Source organism: Sheuella amnicola (assembly GCF_010499255.1).
Lineage (GTDB): Bacteria > Pseudomonadota > Gammaproteobacteria > Burkholderiales > Burkholderiaceae_B > Zwartia > Zwartia amnicola.
The window spans coordinates 25,593-41,429 of sequence record NZ_JAAGRN010000005.1 but is presented as its reverse complement, the minus strand read 5'-3'; the positions used below and the strand labels follow the sequence as shown (position 1 = coordinate 41,429).

Annotated in this window: 20 protein-coding genes; 8 read left to right on the top strand and 12 right to left on the bottom strand. The window is 52.3% G+C overall.

The features are described from left to right. Position 1 precedes the first annotated feature (1 nt). The 7 genes from G3I67_RS08475 to G3I67_RS08445 form a co-directional block, all read right to left on the bottom strand. Positions 2 to 715, bottom strand: a complete 714-nt coding sequence (locus tag G3I67_RS08475; RefSeq protein ID WP_163654267.1) for an ABC transporter ATP-binding protein — start codon at positions 713 to 715, stop codon at positions 2 to 4. Then, positions 712 to 1,464, bottom strand: coding sequence for an ABC transporter ATP-binding protein (locus tag G3I67_RS08470; RefSeq protein WP_163654264.1), 753 nt, complete (start codon positions 1,462 to 1,464; stop codon positions 712 to 714). Before G3I67_RS08470 ends, G3I67_RS08475 begins: the two co-directional genes overlap by 4 nt. Further along, positions 1,464 to 2,264 (bottom strand): SDR family NAD(P)-dependent oxidoreductase, encoded by an 801-nt coding sequence (locus G3I67_RS08465; RefSeq protein ID WP_163654261.1) that lies wholly within the window; start codon positions 2,262 to 2,264, stop codon positions 1,464 to 1,466. The genes G3I67_RS08470 and G3I67_RS08465 overlap by 1 nt, the downstream gene beginning before the upstream one ends. Next, a complete protein-coding gene (locus G3I67_RS08460; RefSeq protein ID WP_163654258.1) occupies positions 2,261 to 3,229 on the bottom strand; it encodes a branched-chain amino acid ABC transporter permease in 969 nt (322 codons plus the stop codon). Before G3I67_RS08460 ends, G3I67_RS08465 begins: the two co-directional genes overlap by 4 nt. Next, a complete protein-coding gene (locus tag G3I67_RS08455; RefSeq protein WP_163654255.1) occupies positions 3,226 to 4,131 on the bottom strand; it encodes a branched-chain amino acid ABC transporter permease in 906 nt (301 codons plus the stop codon). The genes G3I67_RS08460 and G3I67_RS08455 overlap by 4 nt, the downstream gene beginning before the upstream one ends. Before the next feature lie 146 nt (positions 4,132 to 4,277). Beyond that, positions 4,278 to 5,552: an ABC transporter substrate-binding protein gene (locus tag G3I67_RS08450; protein ID WP_203583592.1), complete on the bottom strand. Its 1,275-nt coding sequence runs from the start codon at positions 5,550 to 5,552 to the stop codon at positions 4,278 to 4,280. 124 nt (positions 5,553 to 5,676) lie between these two features. Continuing rightward, positions 5,677 to 6,060: a VOC family protein gene (locus tag G3I67_RS08445; protein WP_163654252.1), complete on the bottom strand. Its 384-nt coding sequence runs from the start codon at positions 6,058 to 6,060 to the stop codon at positions 5,677 to 5,679. A 125-nt stretch (positions 6,061 to 6,185) separates the two neighbouring features. On the opposite strand from G3I67_RS08445, the gene G3I67_RS08440 reads away from it, so the two are divergent. Further along, positions 6,186 to 6,545, top strand: coding sequence for an MOSC N-terminal beta barrel domain-containing protein (locus tag G3I67_RS08440; RefSeq protein ID WP_163654249.1), 360 nt, complete (start codon positions 6,186 to 6,188; stop codon positions 6,543 to 6,545). Position 6,546: 1 nt separating this feature from the next. On the opposite strand, the gene G3I67_RS08435 is transcribed toward G3I67_RS08440, so the two are convergent. Genes G3I67_RS08435 through rsmD form a run of 3 tightly spaced genes read right to left on the bottom strand, consistent with a single transcriptional unit; the run spans position 6,547 to position 7,900 of the window. Beyond that, complete coding sequence (locus G3I67_RS08435) at positions 6,547 to 6,810, bottom strand: YfhL family 4Fe-4S dicluster ferredoxin (protein WP_163654246.1); 264 nt, start codon at positions 6,808 to 6,810, stop codon at positions 6,547 to 6,549. 11 nt (positions 6,811 to 6,821) lie between these two features. Then, on the bottom strand, positions 6,822 to 7,322 hold the full coding sequence (gene coaD, locus G3I67_RS08430; protein WP_163654242.1) for a pantetheine-phosphate adenylyltransferase: 501 nt from the start codon (positions 7,320 to 7,322) through the stop codon (positions 6,822 to 6,824). Then, positions 7,319 to 7,900 carry a 16S rRNA (guanine(966)-N(2))-methyltransferase RsmD gene (rsmD, locus tag G3I67_RS08425; RefSeq protein WP_375539307.1) on the bottom strand — a complete coding sequence of 194 codons (582 nt, stop codon included), beginning with the start codon at positions 7,898 to 7,900 and terminating at the stop codon, positions 7,319 to 7,321. Before rsmD ends, coaD begins: the two co-directional genes overlap by 4 nt. On the opposite strand from rsmD, the gene ftsY reads away from it, so the two are divergent. Further along, positions 7,884 to 9,023, top strand: a complete 1,140-nt coding sequence (ftsY, locus tag G3I67_RS08420; RefSeq protein WP_203583591.1) for a signal recognition particle-docking protein FtsY — start codon at positions 7,884 to 7,886, stop codon at positions 9,021 to 9,023. The genes rsmD and ftsY overlap by 17 nt on opposite strands. A 1-nt stretch (position 9,024) precedes the next feature. Here the strand turns inward: ftsY and G3I67_RS08415 are convergent, their stop codons facing one another. Further along, complete coding sequence (locus G3I67_RS08415; RefSeq protein ID WP_163654234.1) at positions 9,025 to 10,680, bottom strand: CYTH and CHAD domain-containing protein; 1,656 nt, start codon at positions 10,678 to 10,680, stop codon at positions 9,025 to 9,027. Positions 10,681 to 10,759: 79 nt separating this feature from the next. Next, positions 10,760 to 11,566: an HAD family hydrolase gene (locus tag G3I67_RS08410; RefSeq protein ID WP_163654230.1), complete on the bottom strand. Its 807-nt coding sequence runs from the start codon at positions 11,564 to 11,566 to the stop codon at positions 10,760 to 10,762. 72 nt (positions 11,567 to 11,638) lie between these two features. On the opposite strand from G3I67_RS08410, the gene ribBA reads away from it, so the two are divergent. From ribBA to G3I67_RS08380, 6 genes are read left to right on the top strand one after another with little or no spacing between them, the layout of a single operon-like run. After that, positions 11,639 to 12,811: a bifunctional 3,4-dihydroxy-2-butanone-4-phosphate synthase/GTP cyclohydrolase II gene (gene ribBA, locus G3I67_RS08405; RefSeq protein ID WP_163654227.1), complete on the top strand. Its 1,173-nt coding sequence runs from the start codon at positions 11,639 to 11,641 to the stop codon at positions 12,809 to 12,811. A 15-nt stretch (positions 12,812 to 12,826) separates the two neighbouring features. Continuing rightward, positions 12,827 to 13,318, top strand: coding sequence for a 6,7-dimethyl-8-ribityllumazine synthase (gene ribH / locus G3I67_RS08400; protein ID WP_163654224.1), 492 nt, complete (start codon positions 12,827 to 12,829; stop codon positions 13,316 to 13,318). Between the two features lie 2 nt (positions 13,319 to 13,320). Further along, entirely contained in the window at positions 13,321 to 13,803 is a 483-nt protein-coding gene (gene nusB / locus G3I67_RS08395; protein WP_163654221.1) for a transcription antitermination factor NusB, read from the top strand. Positions 13,804 to 13,820: 17 nt separating this feature from the next. After that, entirely contained in the window at positions 13,821 to 14,783 is a 963-nt protein-coding gene (thiL, locus tag G3I67_RS08390; protein ID WP_163654218.1) for a thiamine-phosphate kinase, read from the top strand. Position 14,784: 1 nt separating this feature from the next. Beyond that, positions 14,785 to 15,324, top strand: coding sequence for a phosphatidylglycerophosphatase A family protein (locus tag G3I67_RS08385; RefSeq protein WP_163654216.1), 540 nt, complete (start codon positions 14,785 to 14,787; stop codon positions 15,322 to 15,324). An 8-nt stretch (positions 15,325 to 15,332) separates the two neighbouring features. Next, entirely contained in the window at positions 15,333 to 15,836 is a 504-nt protein-coding gene (locus tag G3I67_RS08380; RefSeq protein WP_163654214.1) for a CinA family protein, read from the top strand. Position 15,837 lies beyond the last annotated feature (1 nt).

Genomic DNA, 15,837 nt, shown 5'->3' with positions numbered 1-15,837 from the left:
ATCAGACTGACAAGTAGCGCTGTTTGATTTCATCGTTCGCGTTGAGTTCCGAAATCGTGCCGCAAAACACATCAACTCCTTTGTCGATCACCACAGCACGATCGGCTAAACCCAGGCAAAAATGTAGGTTTTGCTCAGCGAGAACAATTGTCGTGCCGACCTTGCGTAGCGCATTGATCAAATCACCAATTTTTTGCACCATGATTGGTGCAAGGCCTTCGCTGGGTTCGTCCAGAAGGATGACGTCCGGGTTGCCCATGAGTGCCCGCCCAACAGTTAGCATTTGCTGCTCTCCGCCCGACAACTGTCCACCTAGGCGATTTTTCAGCGGTGAGAGAAGCGGGAGCATGTCGTAGACTCGCTCGAGATTCCAAGGCTTTTTTCCATCGGCGCTGTTTTTGATTGCGATAGTCAGATTATCTTCAACGGTGAGGTCGGGAAAAATCTGCCTGTCTTCCGGAACGAAACTGATGCCGGCACGGGAAATGAGATGCGGTGCGCGTGCGGCAATCGAAGCGTTCTTGAAGCGAATGTCGCCACTTTTCGGGGTAAGTACACCGGCAATCGTCTTCATCGTGGTGCTTTTGCCGGCCCCATTGCGACCGAGCAGGGCCAGTGTTTCGCCCTGCCTAACGTCAAGCGACATATTGAAAAGAACTTGGCTACTGCCGTAGAACACATTGACTTTATCGACTTGCAAAACGGAATGGCTCATGCGTGTGCCTCCTGCGGTGTACCCAGGTACGCTTCAATCACGGCAGGGTTGTTACGAATTTGTTCGGGATTGCCTTCGGCCAACAGTTTGCCGTATGAAAGCACGTGGATATTTTGCGAAATCCGAAAAACGATTTCCATATCGTGTTCGATCAGAACCAGAGTGAGTCCGCCTTTTTTCCAAAGCGCGTAAACGGTTTCGATCATTTGCTCCCGCTCTTCCGGACCCATGCCGGCCACGGGTTCGTCGAGCAACAGAACTTTTGGCTTCAATACGAGCGCAAGCGCCATGTCCAGCAGTTTTTGATCCCCGTGTGAAAGGTTGCCGCTAATAACATCGGCTTTGGTGTGAAGCCCAAGCTGTTCCATGACTTCGTAGGCACGATCACGGGTTTTGGCCAAAGGGAAACGGCCATGCAATTGCAAGGATTGTCCAAGGGGTGACATCAGCGCGCCACGCAAGGATTCTTCTACAGTCAGCGTTTTGAAAAGCTTGGCGACTTGAAACGCACGGCCGATTCCTTTTTGCACAATGACCTGACTGGATTGACCGACAATGTCTTCCCCATCAAGCAAGATGCGTCCTGAGTCTGGTTTGAGCGCACCCGAAATCAGGTTGAAGAACGTAGTTTTACCGGCTCCATTCGGACCGATCACTGCATGCAGCGAGTCGGTCGGGAAATGTATCGATACATTCGAAGTGGCAACGACACCACCAAACGATTTACAAAGATTTTCAATCTTAAGCATTAGCGCGCTCCACCAGAATTCACGGCTCTGGATGCCGGCATGCCGCCATATGTAATCCAGTTCGCACCCGCAAGCCAGCCGGCATCTACAGGCAGGTTGATTCCCGTGATTGCCGATGCGGCTTTAGATAACAGAAATCCCGCGGAGTCCGCGATCTCATCCGGTGTAACCATACGCCCCATCGCCGCTTGTATCGTGAGCTCTTCAGGTTGACGGTCGCCGCGATCGATTGCGGCTTGCAGCGCTTCGGTAAGCGTGTAACCGGGAGATATGGCATTGACTCGGACGCCGGATCGACCCCATTCCGCAGCCAGGCATGCGGTCATGGAAATCACGGCAGCTTTGGCCGGGGCATATGCATGCAACGGAACAGAGCGCCAACCGGTCACAGATGCGATGTTGACAATCGCACCTGAGCCCAGCTCCGCCATGCGCGAACCGAAGACCGCGCAAGCCAAGTAGGTGCCACGTTGATCGACTTCAACCACGCGATCCCATTCTTTCATGGTGAGCTGATCGGGTGGCAGTTTGTGCTGAAGGATGCCGGCACTGTTGACCAATCCCGATACCGGACCGTGCTTTTTTTCGATCATGGCTGCCACTTCACGCACAGCCTTCTCATCGGTGACATCGCAGGCATATCCGGCCTGGGCGCCGAGCTTACGCAGTTTCTCGTCATCCCAAGTGCCGGGTAGATCCAGAAGAATGACCGTATCTCCTCGCTTGGCAAGATGCCTGACGCATGCCGCGCCAATACCGCTTGAGCCGCCTGTCACGACGCTGATGAATGGTTGAGTCATGACTGTGCTCCCTTGTTGGTGACCAAACGATAGGCCTGTTGAATGAAGTCTGTGATGCCCTTTTTGAATCCGAGGGCGAATATCAGGACGATGACTCCAAGAGCCAGGCCATGGTATTCAGTCGTGCGGCTAATGATGTCGTTGAAGATCATCAGCAGCGCAGCGCCGACAACCGGCCCGATAAATGAGTTCAGGCCGCCCATCATGATCATGAACACGGCTTCACCAGACATTGTCCAGTATGTGAAGTCAGGAAATGCTCCAGAAACAAATAATGCCATGATGACGCCGCTTACACTGGCAAAGCAGGCTGCCAGGATGAATGCGTAAAGCTTCACGCGCCAGACATCGACACCTAGAAACCGCGCGCGATCCGGATTGTCACGAACCATCCGTAACGTGTAGCCGAATGGTGATTGCAGGATGTAGCGCATCAGAACAAGACAGACTATGCCGAGAACACTGGCAAACCAATACATGTGTGTTGTATCGCCCAGATTGATTCCCCAAAACGGCGTGCGCGGGATGCCTCCGGTCAAGCCTTGATCGCCGCCGGTTAGTCCGCTCCATGTCACGATGATGCTGTAGAAGAGCATCTGGAATGCCAGCGTGAGGAAGGAAAAATAAATTTCCTTTAAGCGCACGCATATCGCACCCACGATGAAACTCACCAGGGCGCAAAACACGATGGCTCCTAACAGCGCCACCGGAATGCTTGTGCTAGTTTTTTGCATCAGCAGGCCAAATGCATAGGCCCCGCCTCCAAAAAATAATGCATGCCCGAATGACACCATCCCTCCATAGCCAACCAGGATGTTGAGCGACGCCGCAAAGATGCCATATGACGCCAGGCGAATCACAAAATCCAATGTGATGCGCGAATCGGTTATGAAAGGAATGGCAATTAGGATCGCCAGGCACAATATCGCAATCAGTAATTCATTTTTAAAAGTGAGATTCTTCATGGACGTGGCTCCTTGCCCAACAGGCCACTTGGCTTAAGAACCAGGATGAGCGCCATTGCAATAAACATGATGCCTTCGACAAACAGGGGAAAACCAATCGAACCGAAGGATCGAATCAGTCCGATCAGTAGTGCGCCGACAAGCGCTCCGCTAACAGATCCCATTCCTCCGATGACTGTCACAATGAATGATTCGATCAGGATCGAAAAGCCTACGCCTGGAGACATGGAGCGTACCGGTGCCGCAAGCGCTCCGGCCAACCCTGCGAGTGCGCCACCAAACGCAAACACGCCCGCATATATCCAGTTCGTATTCAGTCCCAGTACTGACGTCATCGTCGGATTATGGGCGGCAGCCCTAACGACTTTCCCCATATGTGTTTTAGTCAACACATACCAGAGAACAAGTGCAATCAGAAAAGCTGCAATGATCAGGAACAGGTAGAACACCGGGACGATACCGCCGCCAATAAACAATGGGGGCGCCTGAAAATACTCAGGCATACCCATGGACTGGAATTCGGCACCCCACACGATCTTGACTACATCGTCCAGAATCAGGATCAATGCGTAACACACCAGCAATTGCATCAAAACATCAGCGTTGTATACGCGACGCATGATTAATCGCTCAAAAGCCAGGCCAAATAGGCCAACCCCAAGCGCCGCTGATAATGTGGCGATGGTAAAGCTGCCCGAAACGCGATATGCGGACAGTGCGATGTACGCGCCAAGCATATAGAGCGAGCCATGACCGAAATTGATCACGCGTAACACGCCAAAAATTAAAGTCAGGCCTGCAGCAACCAAAAATAGCAGGGCTCCGGAAATCAGGCCGGTGCTAGTCTGTGTCACGATGCATGACAAATCAGACAGGCAGTCAAATAGAGCGGTGGAATCCAAGGATATCTCCGAGTGTGGCGATAATGCGTGTATTGTGCAAACGGGACGTTGCTACGGTTATCAAACCGCAGTAACGCTTCCGCGGCTTTCGGGCTTGCTTGCAATTGCGCGCAAGCAAGCCCTAACTGGTGGTTAGCGCTTTTGGCTTATGCCCAGCCTTTGCGCTTTTTCCATTGGAGTTCAAGTTCGAAAATTTGTTTCCAGTCTGCAGGAACCGGATTTTCGATGTAGGGCTCTTTGGTGATCAACTCGCCCCAAGCGTCAGCGTACTCGACCAGCGTATGGTCTTCGGCGCGTAGCGTCAGTTTGCCGTTTGCACCAAAAGGAGAATCGATTGTCATGCCCTTGAGCGCTTCAGCAAGCTTTTTGCCGTCGACGCTGTTGGTCTTTTTCATTGCGGTTGTGAGAAAGCTGACACAAGCCGCGTTTTGCCATGCCCAGTTGGTTGGCATTTCTTTGAACTTGGCAAAATAAGCATCGCCCCATTCCGCGTTGCCTGGGTTTTTGGGGAAGCTTTTCAGATAACGCGTTGCAGCTAGAACGTTTTCGGGAATTTTCTTGATCGCGCCCAGTACCGGATAGTCGGCCATGTTGACCGACAGGAAGTTACGGCCTTTGAAGAGAGCATAAATGTTGGCCTGATCGATGAACGAAACAAGGTCGCCGCCCCAGAGGCATGAGTAAATGGCTTGTGGCTTGCCCTGTAAAAGTCGGGTGATCGACTCGCTGTAATCTGCCTGGAATAGTTTGGGCCAAACTTCACCGATGATCTCAATGTCTTTATTGAAGTGTTTGAGATATTCCACGTATTCGGCTGTTGTGTCGCGACCGTAGGCGTAGTCAGGCGAAATGGTCATCCACTTATTCATTTTTTTAGCGCGAGCCCAGCCTGCGCCATATGAGCCGCCAACGACTGCGTCATGAATGCCCTGTCGCGCGACACGGAATGCGTTGGGGATACGCAGCTTTGGATCAGCAGTCAGGGAGGACGTTTCAGAACAGGTGTGCAAACAAAGTACGCCCAGATCGCGCGCCACTTCATGCACGGCAAAAGCGCCTGAAGAAGCCTCGGCGTCGATCAGGATTTCGCAGCCTTCACTTGTGACAAGTTCGCGTGCGACGCGTGCAGCCTCTTGAGGAGCGCCTTTGGAGTCGCGAATAACCATTTCGATCTTTCTGCCACCAAGACCACCTGCCGCATTGAACTTTTCCACTTCCATCATCACTGCGTTGCGCGATGAAATGCCCAAAATGGCAACGCGCCCTGACAGAATCGTAGGCATGCCGATCTTGATCGGCTTGTTTTGCGCGAATGACAGGCCGGGCATGCCGAGCGTGGCCATGCCAGCGGCCGCAGTGGCGCCTTGAAGCAATTTACGACGTCCGGGTTGCGCTAGCTTGTTCGTGAACTTGTTGCTCATACTGTCTCCCTAATTTTTATAAGACCGGCAGAAGCCGGATTGAATATTGTATTGATTGAACTGATTGATGCTTAGCTTATCGCATCTTGCGCCCTCAAACTACCTTGTCAGGGAAAACCCCGAATCAGATTGTGTAGTTTGAAATTTCGATGAGGTTTTGATCGGGATCCCGAACATATACTGATCGAAGCTGGCCGATCGCTCCGGTTCTGTCGACCGGCCCGATCTCGATTGCGACATTAGCATCGCGTAGTTCCCTGATGATTTCTTCAAGCGGGGTCGATGCGATGAAACACAAATCTCCGGATCCAGCCGTTGGTTTGAGAGCTTTAGGTTCGAATTCCTTGCCGACTTCATGAAGATTGATTTTTTGTTGACCGAATTGCAGGGCTTTGCGTCCGCCCAGAAATGTGACGACTTCGAATCCCAGGACGCGGGAATAAAATTCGCAAGCGCGCTCAATGCTGGCAACAGTTAGTACAAGATGATCCAGTCGATCTATTTTCATGGCGATACATTCCTATCGGAAAATAATGAATATTTTTCAGCATGAGCATAACAAACATGCACATGCGGATACTGCATCTACAATCGTCTCGTTAAAACGTCTGGCTCAGTGCAAGGAATGAAAAGATGAATTCGGCTGTTTATTTCCCGATCGCCGGTTGCGCGGGTTGCCAAAACCGCATGGCTGTTGATTATCACCATCGTTGGTCGATTGTTGATGCGCAAGGTGTCGGCGTCACCGCAGATCAGTTTCCAGCGTTGCAACAAGTCACAACAGACATTCGGATGGGGGATTTGATTATTCGTGCGCCAGGTATGTTGCGCATGGATATACCGCTTGATGTGATCGAGGATGATGACAGTGTGAAGCGCACGGTCACGATCAATGGAACGATCGTTCACGTCGTGGACGAGGGGGATGTCGCTGCTGCGTGGTTCGAAAACGTGACGGGTGCGGCGTGCCGTCTGGTCAAGCGTCTGGATTGAGTCAGACTTTTTCGGTTTTTTTAGCGGTCAGCGTGCGGTACTTTGCCATGAGCACGTCTTGTCCCTCGATCCAGTCGGGGTTTAATTCGATGCAATCCACGGGGCAAATCACTTTGCATTGAGGCTCATCGTGATGCCCGACGCATTCTGTGCATGCGTTCGGGTTGATCTCGTAAATCTCTTCACCCATTTTGATCGCATCGTTTGGACATTGCGGTTCGCAAACGTCACAGTTGATGCATTCGAGGGTAATGCGTAATGCCATCTGTTTAAACCTTATGCGCCGGCCTGCGCGCGGCGCTCTTTAGCCTTCGCTTGCAACCAGCGCTCGACGGATGGAAACACGAACTTGCTGACGTCTCCGCCAAGCTCGGCGATTTCGCGAACAATCGTGCCCGAAATGAATTGATATTGGTCCGAAGGCGTCATGAAGAGCGTTTCAACTTCAGGCAATAAATGGCGATTCATGCCGGCCATCTGGAATTCGTATTCAAAATCCGACACCGCCCGCAAGCCGCGCACGATGACACGGCCTTCTTGCTCCCTGACAAAATCCTTCAGCAGACCGGCAAAGCTGGCTACTTTAACGTTGGGATAATGCCCAAGTACTTCACGCGCGATCTCGACGCGTTCGTCGATAGAGAAATAGGGGCGTTTGTTTCGGCTGTGCGCCACGCCAACGACAACTTTGTCGAACAGGCTGGCTGCACGGCGCACCAAATCCTCATGGCCGCGGGTGAGAGGATCAAACGTGCCGGGGTAGATTGCTGTGATCATTTTTGCAGTGCATCAATTTGAATAAGTTGGTAGTGTACGACTCCTGCACGATCTTGGCGCAATAAGGTGAAGCCTTGGGGTGGAGAAATCGCTTTTTCTGCCTCAATATATACAAGACCGTTGGGTTCTAACAAATCCGGCAGGTCTTTCCAGAGCCGATCCAGCCAGTTTGCACCAAAAGGGGGATCAAGAAAAATCAGATCAAATCTGGCCGCTTCAAGGCGTTTGATCGCGACACAAGCGTCTCCGATGTGTATTCGGACGGCATTTGCGCCTAATTTGTCTCTTAATGCTCTTAACGTGGCGGCAGCTTTGGGATTTTGCTCAACCATCTGTACATGCGCAACACCTCTGGATGCCGCTTCGAAACCCAATGCACCACTGCCGGCAAACAAATCGAGTACACGTTTATCGTCAAAACGACCGCCCCAAAAATAATTTAGCCAATTGAATAGGGTTTCCCTGACGCGATCGGGGGTGGGCCTTAATCCGGGCGCATCGATCACTTCAATCGGTGTGCGTCGATATTGACCTCCCACGATGCGAATATACTTCTTCATTATGTTTCGCTTTTTCAAGAAAAAACCTGCCGCACCCATCGAGGTGCCACAAGATCAGATCCCGGTATCTGAGTCTGATTCACAATCTGTCGAGGCCATCGAGCCTGCGGCGGATCAAACCGTTGTCGAGGAACCGGTTAGCCAGCTCCCCGCAGAGGATATTGTCGCACTTACGCAACCAGAAGTGCATTCCGATGAGCAAGAGCCTGCACCTCAAGAGGAAAAAGCGGCAAAGACATCCTGGTTTTCGCGTCTTAAAAGTGGGTTGGCCAAGACGGGACAAAGCATCAGTACGATTTTTGTCGGAGTCAAAGTCGATGAGGCTTTATTTGACGAACTCGAAACCGCTTTAATCATGGCTGATACCGGCGTTGAGGCAACTGAGCAGATACTCGCCAAATTACGGGCCCGGGTTAAAAAGGACAAGATTGACCAGGCAGATGGAGTTCGTCAGGCGTTGAGGGATGTGCTGACCGAGCATTTAAAGGTACTTGAAAAGCCCTTCGAAATAGGACGAGTCAAACCACTTGTTGTGATGATTGCGGGTGTAAACGGTGCCGGAAAAACGACTTCCATCGGCAAGCTTGCGCATGCATTCCAGCAGCGGGGCGCCAGCGTGCTGTTAGCTGCGGGCGATACATTTCGGGCCGCTGCCCGTCAGCAACTTGTCGAGTGGGGGCAGCGCAATAACGTGAATGTGATCGCTCAAGACGGCGCAGATCCCGCGGCTGTTGCATTCGATTCCGTACACGCCGGACGTGCGCGTGGGATGGATGTCGTGATGGTGGATACGGCCGGACGGTTGCCTACTCAGCTTCATCTGATGGACGAATTGAAAAAAATCCGCCGTGTGATTGCAAAAGCGGATTCGACCGCGCCCCATGAAGTCTTGTTGGTTGTGGATGGCAATACAGGTCAGAACGTGTTGTCGCAAATTCGTACATTCGACGCCGCGATCGGCTTGACTGGCCTAATCGTCACCAAACTTGATGGCACGGCAAAAGGTGGAACATTGGCCGCTGTTGCGGCCGGTAGTCAAGGGTTGCGCCCTATTCCTGTTTACTGGATCGGTGTCGGTGAACGGATGGAAGACTTGCAACCGTTTGTGGCTTCCGAATTCGCTGCGGCGCTTGTCGGTTAGGTCAGCGCCAAAACGGCTCGGTTTTTGAAAGAGTCTTGAAAGCGCTCGTAGCGCGATGAGTCAGTATTTCAAGTCGTGAAGTGATCCATCCACACGCGAACCACGCACTAGGTTGCGTATCTCGCAAAATGACAAAGTGTTCGCGTGCGACCGCAAGGTCATTCATTTCGCCCAGAATATCCTGCACATTCGCCAACTCTTTGCGGTAACTGCGCAAGCGCACTTCGGGCAAAAGTGTTTCGGCAAACTGAAGGCCATAGCGAAGGCGTTTGGCGCGTTTACGCAATTCGTGTCGGGCTTCGATATCAATTTCCTCAAACTTCAGGCCTTCGCGAATCACGCGCTTGTGCCATTTTTTAAGTCTTCCGATCAGGGCGTGTTTCAAGGCAGGTTCCTTGAGTGCCTGAATGGGCGCGACAAGGTTGGATGCCGCATGCAAGGGCACGACTTGGACGGTCGTTTTGCTCAACGCAGTTGAATGGGTCGTTAATGGGTTTTCTTCTGCTTCGGTTGATTCGTAAGCGTTGGGCAGTTCTTTAGGTGGAGCAATCGTGTATTCAATCAGGTCAAGTAACCACCCTTGAAATGTCTGGCTTGTCACTAATTCGTTTGCCGGGACATCATCATAATCTTGAGCCAGAATGAGTGGAGGTTGTCCTGCAGCCCTCAGAATAGGCAAAAGAGTTTCATTCAACACATCAAGATCGCGGGTGCCGCCGAGTTTTGCAAAAAGCGGTTTAATCGCTTCACGCATTTCTCTTGGGGGTAATGGTGTAAGTCCGTTGAATAATGACCATGCGGAACGGAGTCTTCGAATGCCAACGCGCAGTTGATGCACATGCTCGGCTTTACCGGCTTGCATGATTCCCAAAGTATCGACTTCGGCTAACACGGCAGCATTGCGAATGATTTGATCCAGGCATTCGTGTGTGACCAGGACTAACGCCTGAGCGATTGTCATCTGGTTGTTGAGCGAAGGCAGTTGACTGCTTCGTGGTGACCAGAATTTCGCAATGGCTTTGGCGTTTAAACCCTCCGCATCCTCCACCTTGCCCGATTTGATTCTATCCAGCGTTTGGTTAAGCATGGCAAGGTTATCGCCGCGTTCGGCTTTGCTACGGGCATCCATGATGAGCCCATGCGCTTTTTGCCAGCGTTTGCCGACGACAAAAATCGCTTCAATACGACCGCTGATCAATTCAAACTCGATTTCCGAAATGGGTAATTCGATCGAGCCCGCACGCAGTATGCCCTGATCGTAAGCGATTTCGACCAGGCCTTGTCTGCTCCTGACTTTGCGAAGCATGCGTTTGACATCTGTTTCGTAACAAACTTCAAGCTGTTCGGTGATTTTTGCAAGCGCATCGCCGGCTTCGGTGCCGTGATAAAGCGTCAGATCGAGAGAGGGGCCCGGACGAGGGTGATTCAGTTCGATTCGCGACAAGGGATGGTCGCCCGGCATTTTTAATGTCTGGACCCATTTGCGGCCTTCCTGGCGCAGACGCAGCGCAATGCGACCTTTTACGAGCGCTCGTGAAGGTGTATCGAAATACAGCGCATGCAACCGAACACGCGTAACAGGTTGTTGCGTAAGTTCTTTCACGATCCCTGCCCTCGAATGTGCAGGGACATGCAATTTCAGTTCTTGTTCAGACATGTTGACTCGCATGGTCGAGGGATATTGAGTTTAGCTGTACTCTCCCAGGTAAATGATGACAAGTCATAAAGCACTGCTATTAATTTTTTTGACCGCGAAATGACAAAATATGGTTCGCCATTTCCACAAAACCCGAACCCCCTTTGGACGTCGTGACATATTTGGGGCGATCATGAAGCCTGTGCAGTTGTGTTTGAATATTCGCCACACCGACCGAGTAGTCGAAAAATCCGAACATGGGCTCATCGTTCGGTGAATCCCCGATGAAGAGGACTTTGTCCAGATTTTGCTCCAGTGACAAGTTGAATTCGCGAGCAAAAAGCGTCTTAGTCATCGATAGCTTGTCGTAATGTCCAAACCAGCCATTGACGTGGATTGAGCTGATCTTGGCTTGTGCACCCACAGCTTCGAACATATTCACGATGCGCTGGACGTCCGCTTCGGGCAGGGGGGGGACATCCTCGCAGAAATCAATCGCAAGATCCGCTTGCCGGTAGTCCTGATCGCTCGCCAGCGCACAACCGGGGACAGAAGCTAAAATATTGTTAGCTAATTGGTTCAATTTCAGGCGATTTTCAGCCCTGTGCTCAGCGCTTGCCCAATAGTGGCTGTGCATCTTGCGCGCATGTGAATCGTAGCGAAAATAAAACGCTCCGTTTTCACCCACAACGGCATAAACAGGCCACATTCTGGCGAAATGATCGCACCAGCCGGCGGGACGGCCGGTGATCGGGATAACGGTAAAGCCAGCCCGGGTCAGGCGCTCGATAGCCAGATAGGCTTCACCCGTCAAGCGTCCTTCAGTCGTAACCGTGTCATCGATGTCAGTCAGGACGTATCGGATTTGGGTAATTTGATCGTGCGAAAGCGTTTCAAGGGAAAGCATAAAGGTGAACCGTCGGTCAGAATGGAACGATTCTATAATAGGCGTTTACACATCCGTTCAACCACACCTCTCATGTCTGTTCAAACCTCCTCTGTGCCTATCACGCCGGAAGACCTCGCCGCGGCGATTTCACCCGTATCCGAAATAGTCGACGAACTGAGGGCTGGCCGTATGGTCATCCTGGTCGACGAAGAAGACCGTGAAAATGAAGGCGATCTCGTCATGGCAGCCGAGTTTGTCACTCCAGAAGCGATCAACTTCATGGTCACGCATGCGCGCGGTCTGGTTTGTCTGACTTTGACCGAAGAGCGTTGTCGTCAGCTTGATCTGCCCTTGATGTCAAATCGCAACGGCACCCCTTACGGCACGAATTTCACCGTTTCGATCGAGGCGGCCGAGGGCGTTGAAACCGGGATCTCTGTTGCCGATCGCGCAAAAACGGTTCAAGTTGCCGTGGCCAAGGATGCCAAGCCAACCGATCTGGTTCAGCCCGGGCATATTTTCCCGTTGCGCGCCGTACCGGGCGGGGTTCTTGTTCGTGCCGGCCATACCGAAGCGGGTTGTGACTTGACTGCAATGGCCGGTCTGACGCCTGCCTCCGTAATTTGCGAAATCCTGAAACCCGATGGCACGATGGCCAGGTTGCCTGACCTGATCGAATATAGCCGGACGCATCAACTAAAAATCGGCACTATCGCGGATCTGATCCAGTATCGCAGCGAACACGAGTCCGTCATTGAGCGTGTCGGCGAGCGCGTCATCGAGACCCCATGCGGTCAATTTCAGGCAGTGGCTTACCGGGATACCGTTGCCGGACGGCCGCACCTGGCGCTTGTATCCGGCAAAATCGATCCAGTTTCTGAAACGTTGGTGCGCGTCCATGAGCCAACATCGGTTCTTGATGTGCTGGATATTCATAGTCCGGGACATAGCTGGGGGATCGCAAAGGCGCTCGCTGCAATTAAGGAAGCACCTGCCGGGGTGGTCGTTCTTCTGAACTGCGATGCATCTTCCGACCTGTTGTTCGATCAGATTGCCGACTGGTCCGGCAAGCCGCGTGTTTCCGCAGCCAGAACTCCGGATCGTCTCGATTTGCGTACATACGGCATGGGAGCGCAAATTTTGCGTGATCTGAATGTCGGACAAATGCGATTGCTGGCCAAACCCCGCAAGATGCCAAGCATCATGCCGGGTTTCGGTCTGGATGTAACGGGTTACGATAATGAACCTACTTCACAAAACTAATCAGGAAGCACACAAATGAGCCCATTCACGCTTACACCCGATTTGAACGGCGAGGGTCTGCATATCGGGATCGTCCGTGCGCGCTTCAATGAAGACATCGGTTTAATTGAACTAGACACTTGTCTGCAAGAACTTAAAAACCTGGGTGTTGACGAACGCGACATCATGGTAGTGACCGTCCCCGGCGCACTTGAGTTGGGTGTGACACTGGCCAAGATGGCCGAAACATATGAGTTCGACGCGTTGATTGCTCTTGGGGCCGTCATTCGAGGCGAGACCTATCACTTCGAGATTGTCAGCAACGAAAGTGCTGCCGCCATGACGCGTATTTCGATCGAAACCGGTATCCCTGTCGCCAACGGCGTTTTGACGACTGAAACGGATGAGCAGGCTGAAGCCCGAGCTGCTGATAAAGGTCGAGATTGTGCGCAGTGCGCCGTCGAAATGGCCAATCTCGTCGCGGCGCTTGAGCCCGAAGCCGACGAAGATGAAGAAGAGGAAATCTGATTTTGAATAAAGCTGATTCCGAATTGGCTGCTCAGCCACCACGCAGTGCGCGTCGTCGGGCCCGTGAGTTGGCCTTGCAAGGCGTTTACGCGTGGTTGGTTCGTGGTGGCGATAGTCTGCAGGATGCCGGCGAGATCGAAGCGCATCTTCGCGATGAAGATGAGTTTGATCAGGCTGATGCTGTCTGGTTCAAGACATTGCTGCATGGCGCTATGCGCGATGCGCCCGAGTTGCGCGAAAAATTCGCCCCTTTCGTGGACCGTCCCATTGGCGAATTGTCTCCGATCGAGCACGGTATTCTTTTGATCGGAAGCTACGAATTAGTGCATCACATCGAAGTTCCCTATCGTGTCGCAATTAACGAGGCAGTTGAACTTGCCAAGTCGTTTGGCGGCACGGATGGTTTCAAGTTCGTCAATGGTGTGCTTGACAAGCTCGCAGCCGTTGTTCGCGCCACTGAAATCAAAGTGCCAGCCAAACGTTGACAGATATACGCGATACCGTGGCTTCTGAATTCGATTTGATTGCACGGTATTTCAAGCGTCCGGTTCCTGCCGGCATGTTGGGTGGAGGCGATGATTGCGCTTTGTTCGCTGTGCCCGAAGGTATGCAGGTTGCGACTAGTACGGATCTGTTGCTCGAGTCGCGACATTTTTTCTCCGATGTGGATCCTTTCAAGCTAGGCATCAAGGCGCTCGCGGTGAATCTGTCCGATTTGGCCGCCATGGGCGCAACTCCGATTGGCTGTTTGCTTGGCATTGCCTTGCCTCGCATCGATGAAGGTTGGGTCAAGGCTTTCGCGGACGGGTTTTATACTTTGGTCGATCGTCACGCTTGTCCTTTGATTGGTGGCGATACGACACGCAGTGAAAGCGATATCGCAATTAGTGTCACTGTATTCGGTGCGGTTGATCCTGCCAAGGCAATGCGACGCAGTTCGGCTTGTATCGGTGACGATATCTGGGTGTCGGGCTATTTGGGTGCAGCCGATATCGCATGCAGCATGATGCTTGGACAAATGCCAATGGACCTGGCTTTACTGGACCGCACGCGACTTGCATTAGAACAACCGGTTCCCCGTATCGATCTGGGAAAGGCATTGAGTGCGTATGCTCATGCAGCGATCGACATTTCGGATGGGTTGGCGCAGGATTTGCAGCACATACTCAAGGCTAGCCGATGTGGGGCGCAGTTACATGAATCGTTGCTGCCGATTGCGCCGGTGTTGCAGGGGATTGACCCTGCGCGATTAAGGCAGGCTGCGCTTGCCGGTGGTGATGTATACGAGCTTTGTTGGACCGCACCCATTGATGCGCGCGAGGCTATCCTGAAGATCGGGCAAACACTACAGACGCCGGTCACGCGAATCGGCAGCATCATCTCGAATCAACAGTTGATTGTTTACGACTCTGTCGGTAGTCCTTTGATTGATTTACCGTTCGGCTTTGACCACTTCAGGACGTGAAATGACAGATGTAAGCAAACGACATCGAACGATTTGGCCTAAACCAATCTGGGTTTTTTCAGACCCTGGTCGATTCATGATGTTTGGCCTCGGCTCCGGATTAATTCGTCCCGGATCGGGCACATGGGGAACGTGTCTTGCCTGGGTGCTTTGGAATTTTGCCGCCCCGGGAGCGAATGACCTGGCCATCGGTATATTTCTTTTTGTCAGCTTGGTTTATGGGTGCTGGGCTGTGGACCGTGTTACTCAAGAGCTTGGTGTGCAGGACCATGTGGGTATTGTCTGGGATGAGTTTGTCGCATTTTGGTTGTTGCTCTGGCTGATTCCTTTTTTCGTACCGATTGCCTCACCGAACGGTTGGGTTTCACAAGTGGTCGCATTCGTGTTGTTCAGGCTGTTCGATACGATCAAGCCACCTCCGATCAAAGTGGTGGATGCACGCTTTAAAGGCGGCATAGGCGTGATGGCGGATGACCTGCTGGCTGCCGGGTATGCATTGCTAGTGATGATGGTATTGGCGCATTTTGATTTCATACGGTAATAAAAAACATGCAAATTCAGATTGATGCTTTGTCCGTGCGAATAGGGCAGCTGTTAATTCAACATGAAGGAATGCTGACCACGGCCGAGTCTTGTACGGGAGGCCTTCTTTCGGGAGCGATCACAGCAATTGCCGGTTCGAGTGCGTGGTTTGATCGCGGGTGGATTACTTATAGCAACGATGCAAAACGCAAGGAGCTTAACGTTAGTGCCGCGACGCTGAATCAATTCGGTGCGGTGAGCGAAGAAGTCGCTCGCGAGATGGCACAAGGTGCGCTTGCGCAGGCTCCCCGAGCAAAATTGGCGCTTGCGACAACCGGTATCGCAGGTCCCGGTGGTGGAACCGCAGATAAACCGGTTGGTCTGGTATGTTTTGGATTCGCCCGACGGACAAGTAACGGAATTGAGGTTCGTTCAGTTGCCAAAGTGTTCGAGGGTGATCGTGGAGCAGTCAGGCAATCTTCTGTCCACTTCTCTCTTGCAACAGCATGCGATTGGCTGTCGTCGAATTAGA

Excerpts from the sequence above, each read along its gene's own strand:
- G3I67_RS08470 (WP_163654264.1), bottom strand. The coding sequence starts at position 1,464 with ATGCTTAAGATTGAAAATCTTTGTAAATCGTTTGGTGGTGTCGTTGCC.
- G3I67_RS08465 (WP_163654261.1), bottom strand. The coding sequence starts at position 2,264 with ATGACTCAACCATTCATCAGCGTCGTGACAGGCGGCTCAAGCGGTATT.
- G3I67_RS08380 (WP_163654214.1), top strand. The coding sequence starts at position 15,333 with ATGCAAATTCAGATTGATGCTTTGTCCGTGCGAATAGGGCAGCTGTTA.
- G3I67_RS08435 (WP_163654246.1), bottom strand. The coding sequence starts at position 6,810 with ATGGCATTACGCATTACCCTCGAATGCATCAACTGTGACGTTTGCGAA.
- G3I67_RS08445 (WP_163654252.1), bottom strand. The coding sequence starts at position 6,060 with ATGAAAATAGATCGACTGGATCATCTTGTACTAACTGTTGCCAGCATT.
- ribH (WP_163654224.1), top strand. The coding sequence starts at position 12,827 with ATGAGCCCATTCACGCTTACACCCGATTTGAACGGCGAGGGTCTGCAT.
- G3I67_RS08460 (WP_163654258.1), bottom strand. The coding sequence starts at position 3,229 with ATGAAGAATCTCACTTTTAAAAATGAATTACTGATTGCGATATTGTGC.
- coaD (WP_163654242.1), bottom strand. The coding sequence starts at position 7,322 with ATGATCACAGCAATCTACCCCGGCACGTTTGATCCTCTCACCCGCGGC.
- G3I67_RS08385 (WP_163654216.1), top strand. The coding sequence starts at position 14,785 with ATGACAGATGTAAGCAAACGACATCGAACGATTTGGCCTAAACCAATC.
- G3I67_RS08415 (WP_163654234.1), bottom strand. The coding sequence starts at position 10,680 with ATGTCTGAACAAGAACTGAAATTGCATGTCCCTGCACATTCGAGGGCA.
- ftsY (WP_203583591.1), top strand. The coding sequence starts at position 7,884 with ATGTTTCGCTTTTTCAAGAAAAAACCTGCCGCACCCATCGAGGTGCCA.
- G3I67_RS08450 (WP_203583592.1), bottom strand. The coding sequence starts at position 5,552 with ATGAGCAACAAGTTCACGAACAAGCTAGCGCAACCCGGACGTCGTAAA.
- ribBA (WP_163654227.1), top strand. The coding sequence starts at position 11,639 with ATGTCTGTTCAAACCTCCTCTGTGCCTATCACGCCGGAAGACCTCGCC.
- G3I67_RS08440 (WP_163654249.1), top strand. The coding sequence starts at position 6,186 with ATGAATTCGGCTGTTTATTTCCCGATCGCCGGTTGCGCGGGTTGCCAA.
- G3I67_RS08410 (WP_163654230.1), bottom strand. The coding sequence starts at position 11,566 with ATGCTTTCCCTTGAAACGCTTTCGCACGATCAAATTACCCAAATCCGA.
- G3I67_RS08475 (WP_163654267.1), bottom strand. The coding sequence starts at position 715 with ATGAGCCATTCCGTTTTGCAAGTCGATAAAGTCAATGTGTTCTACGGC.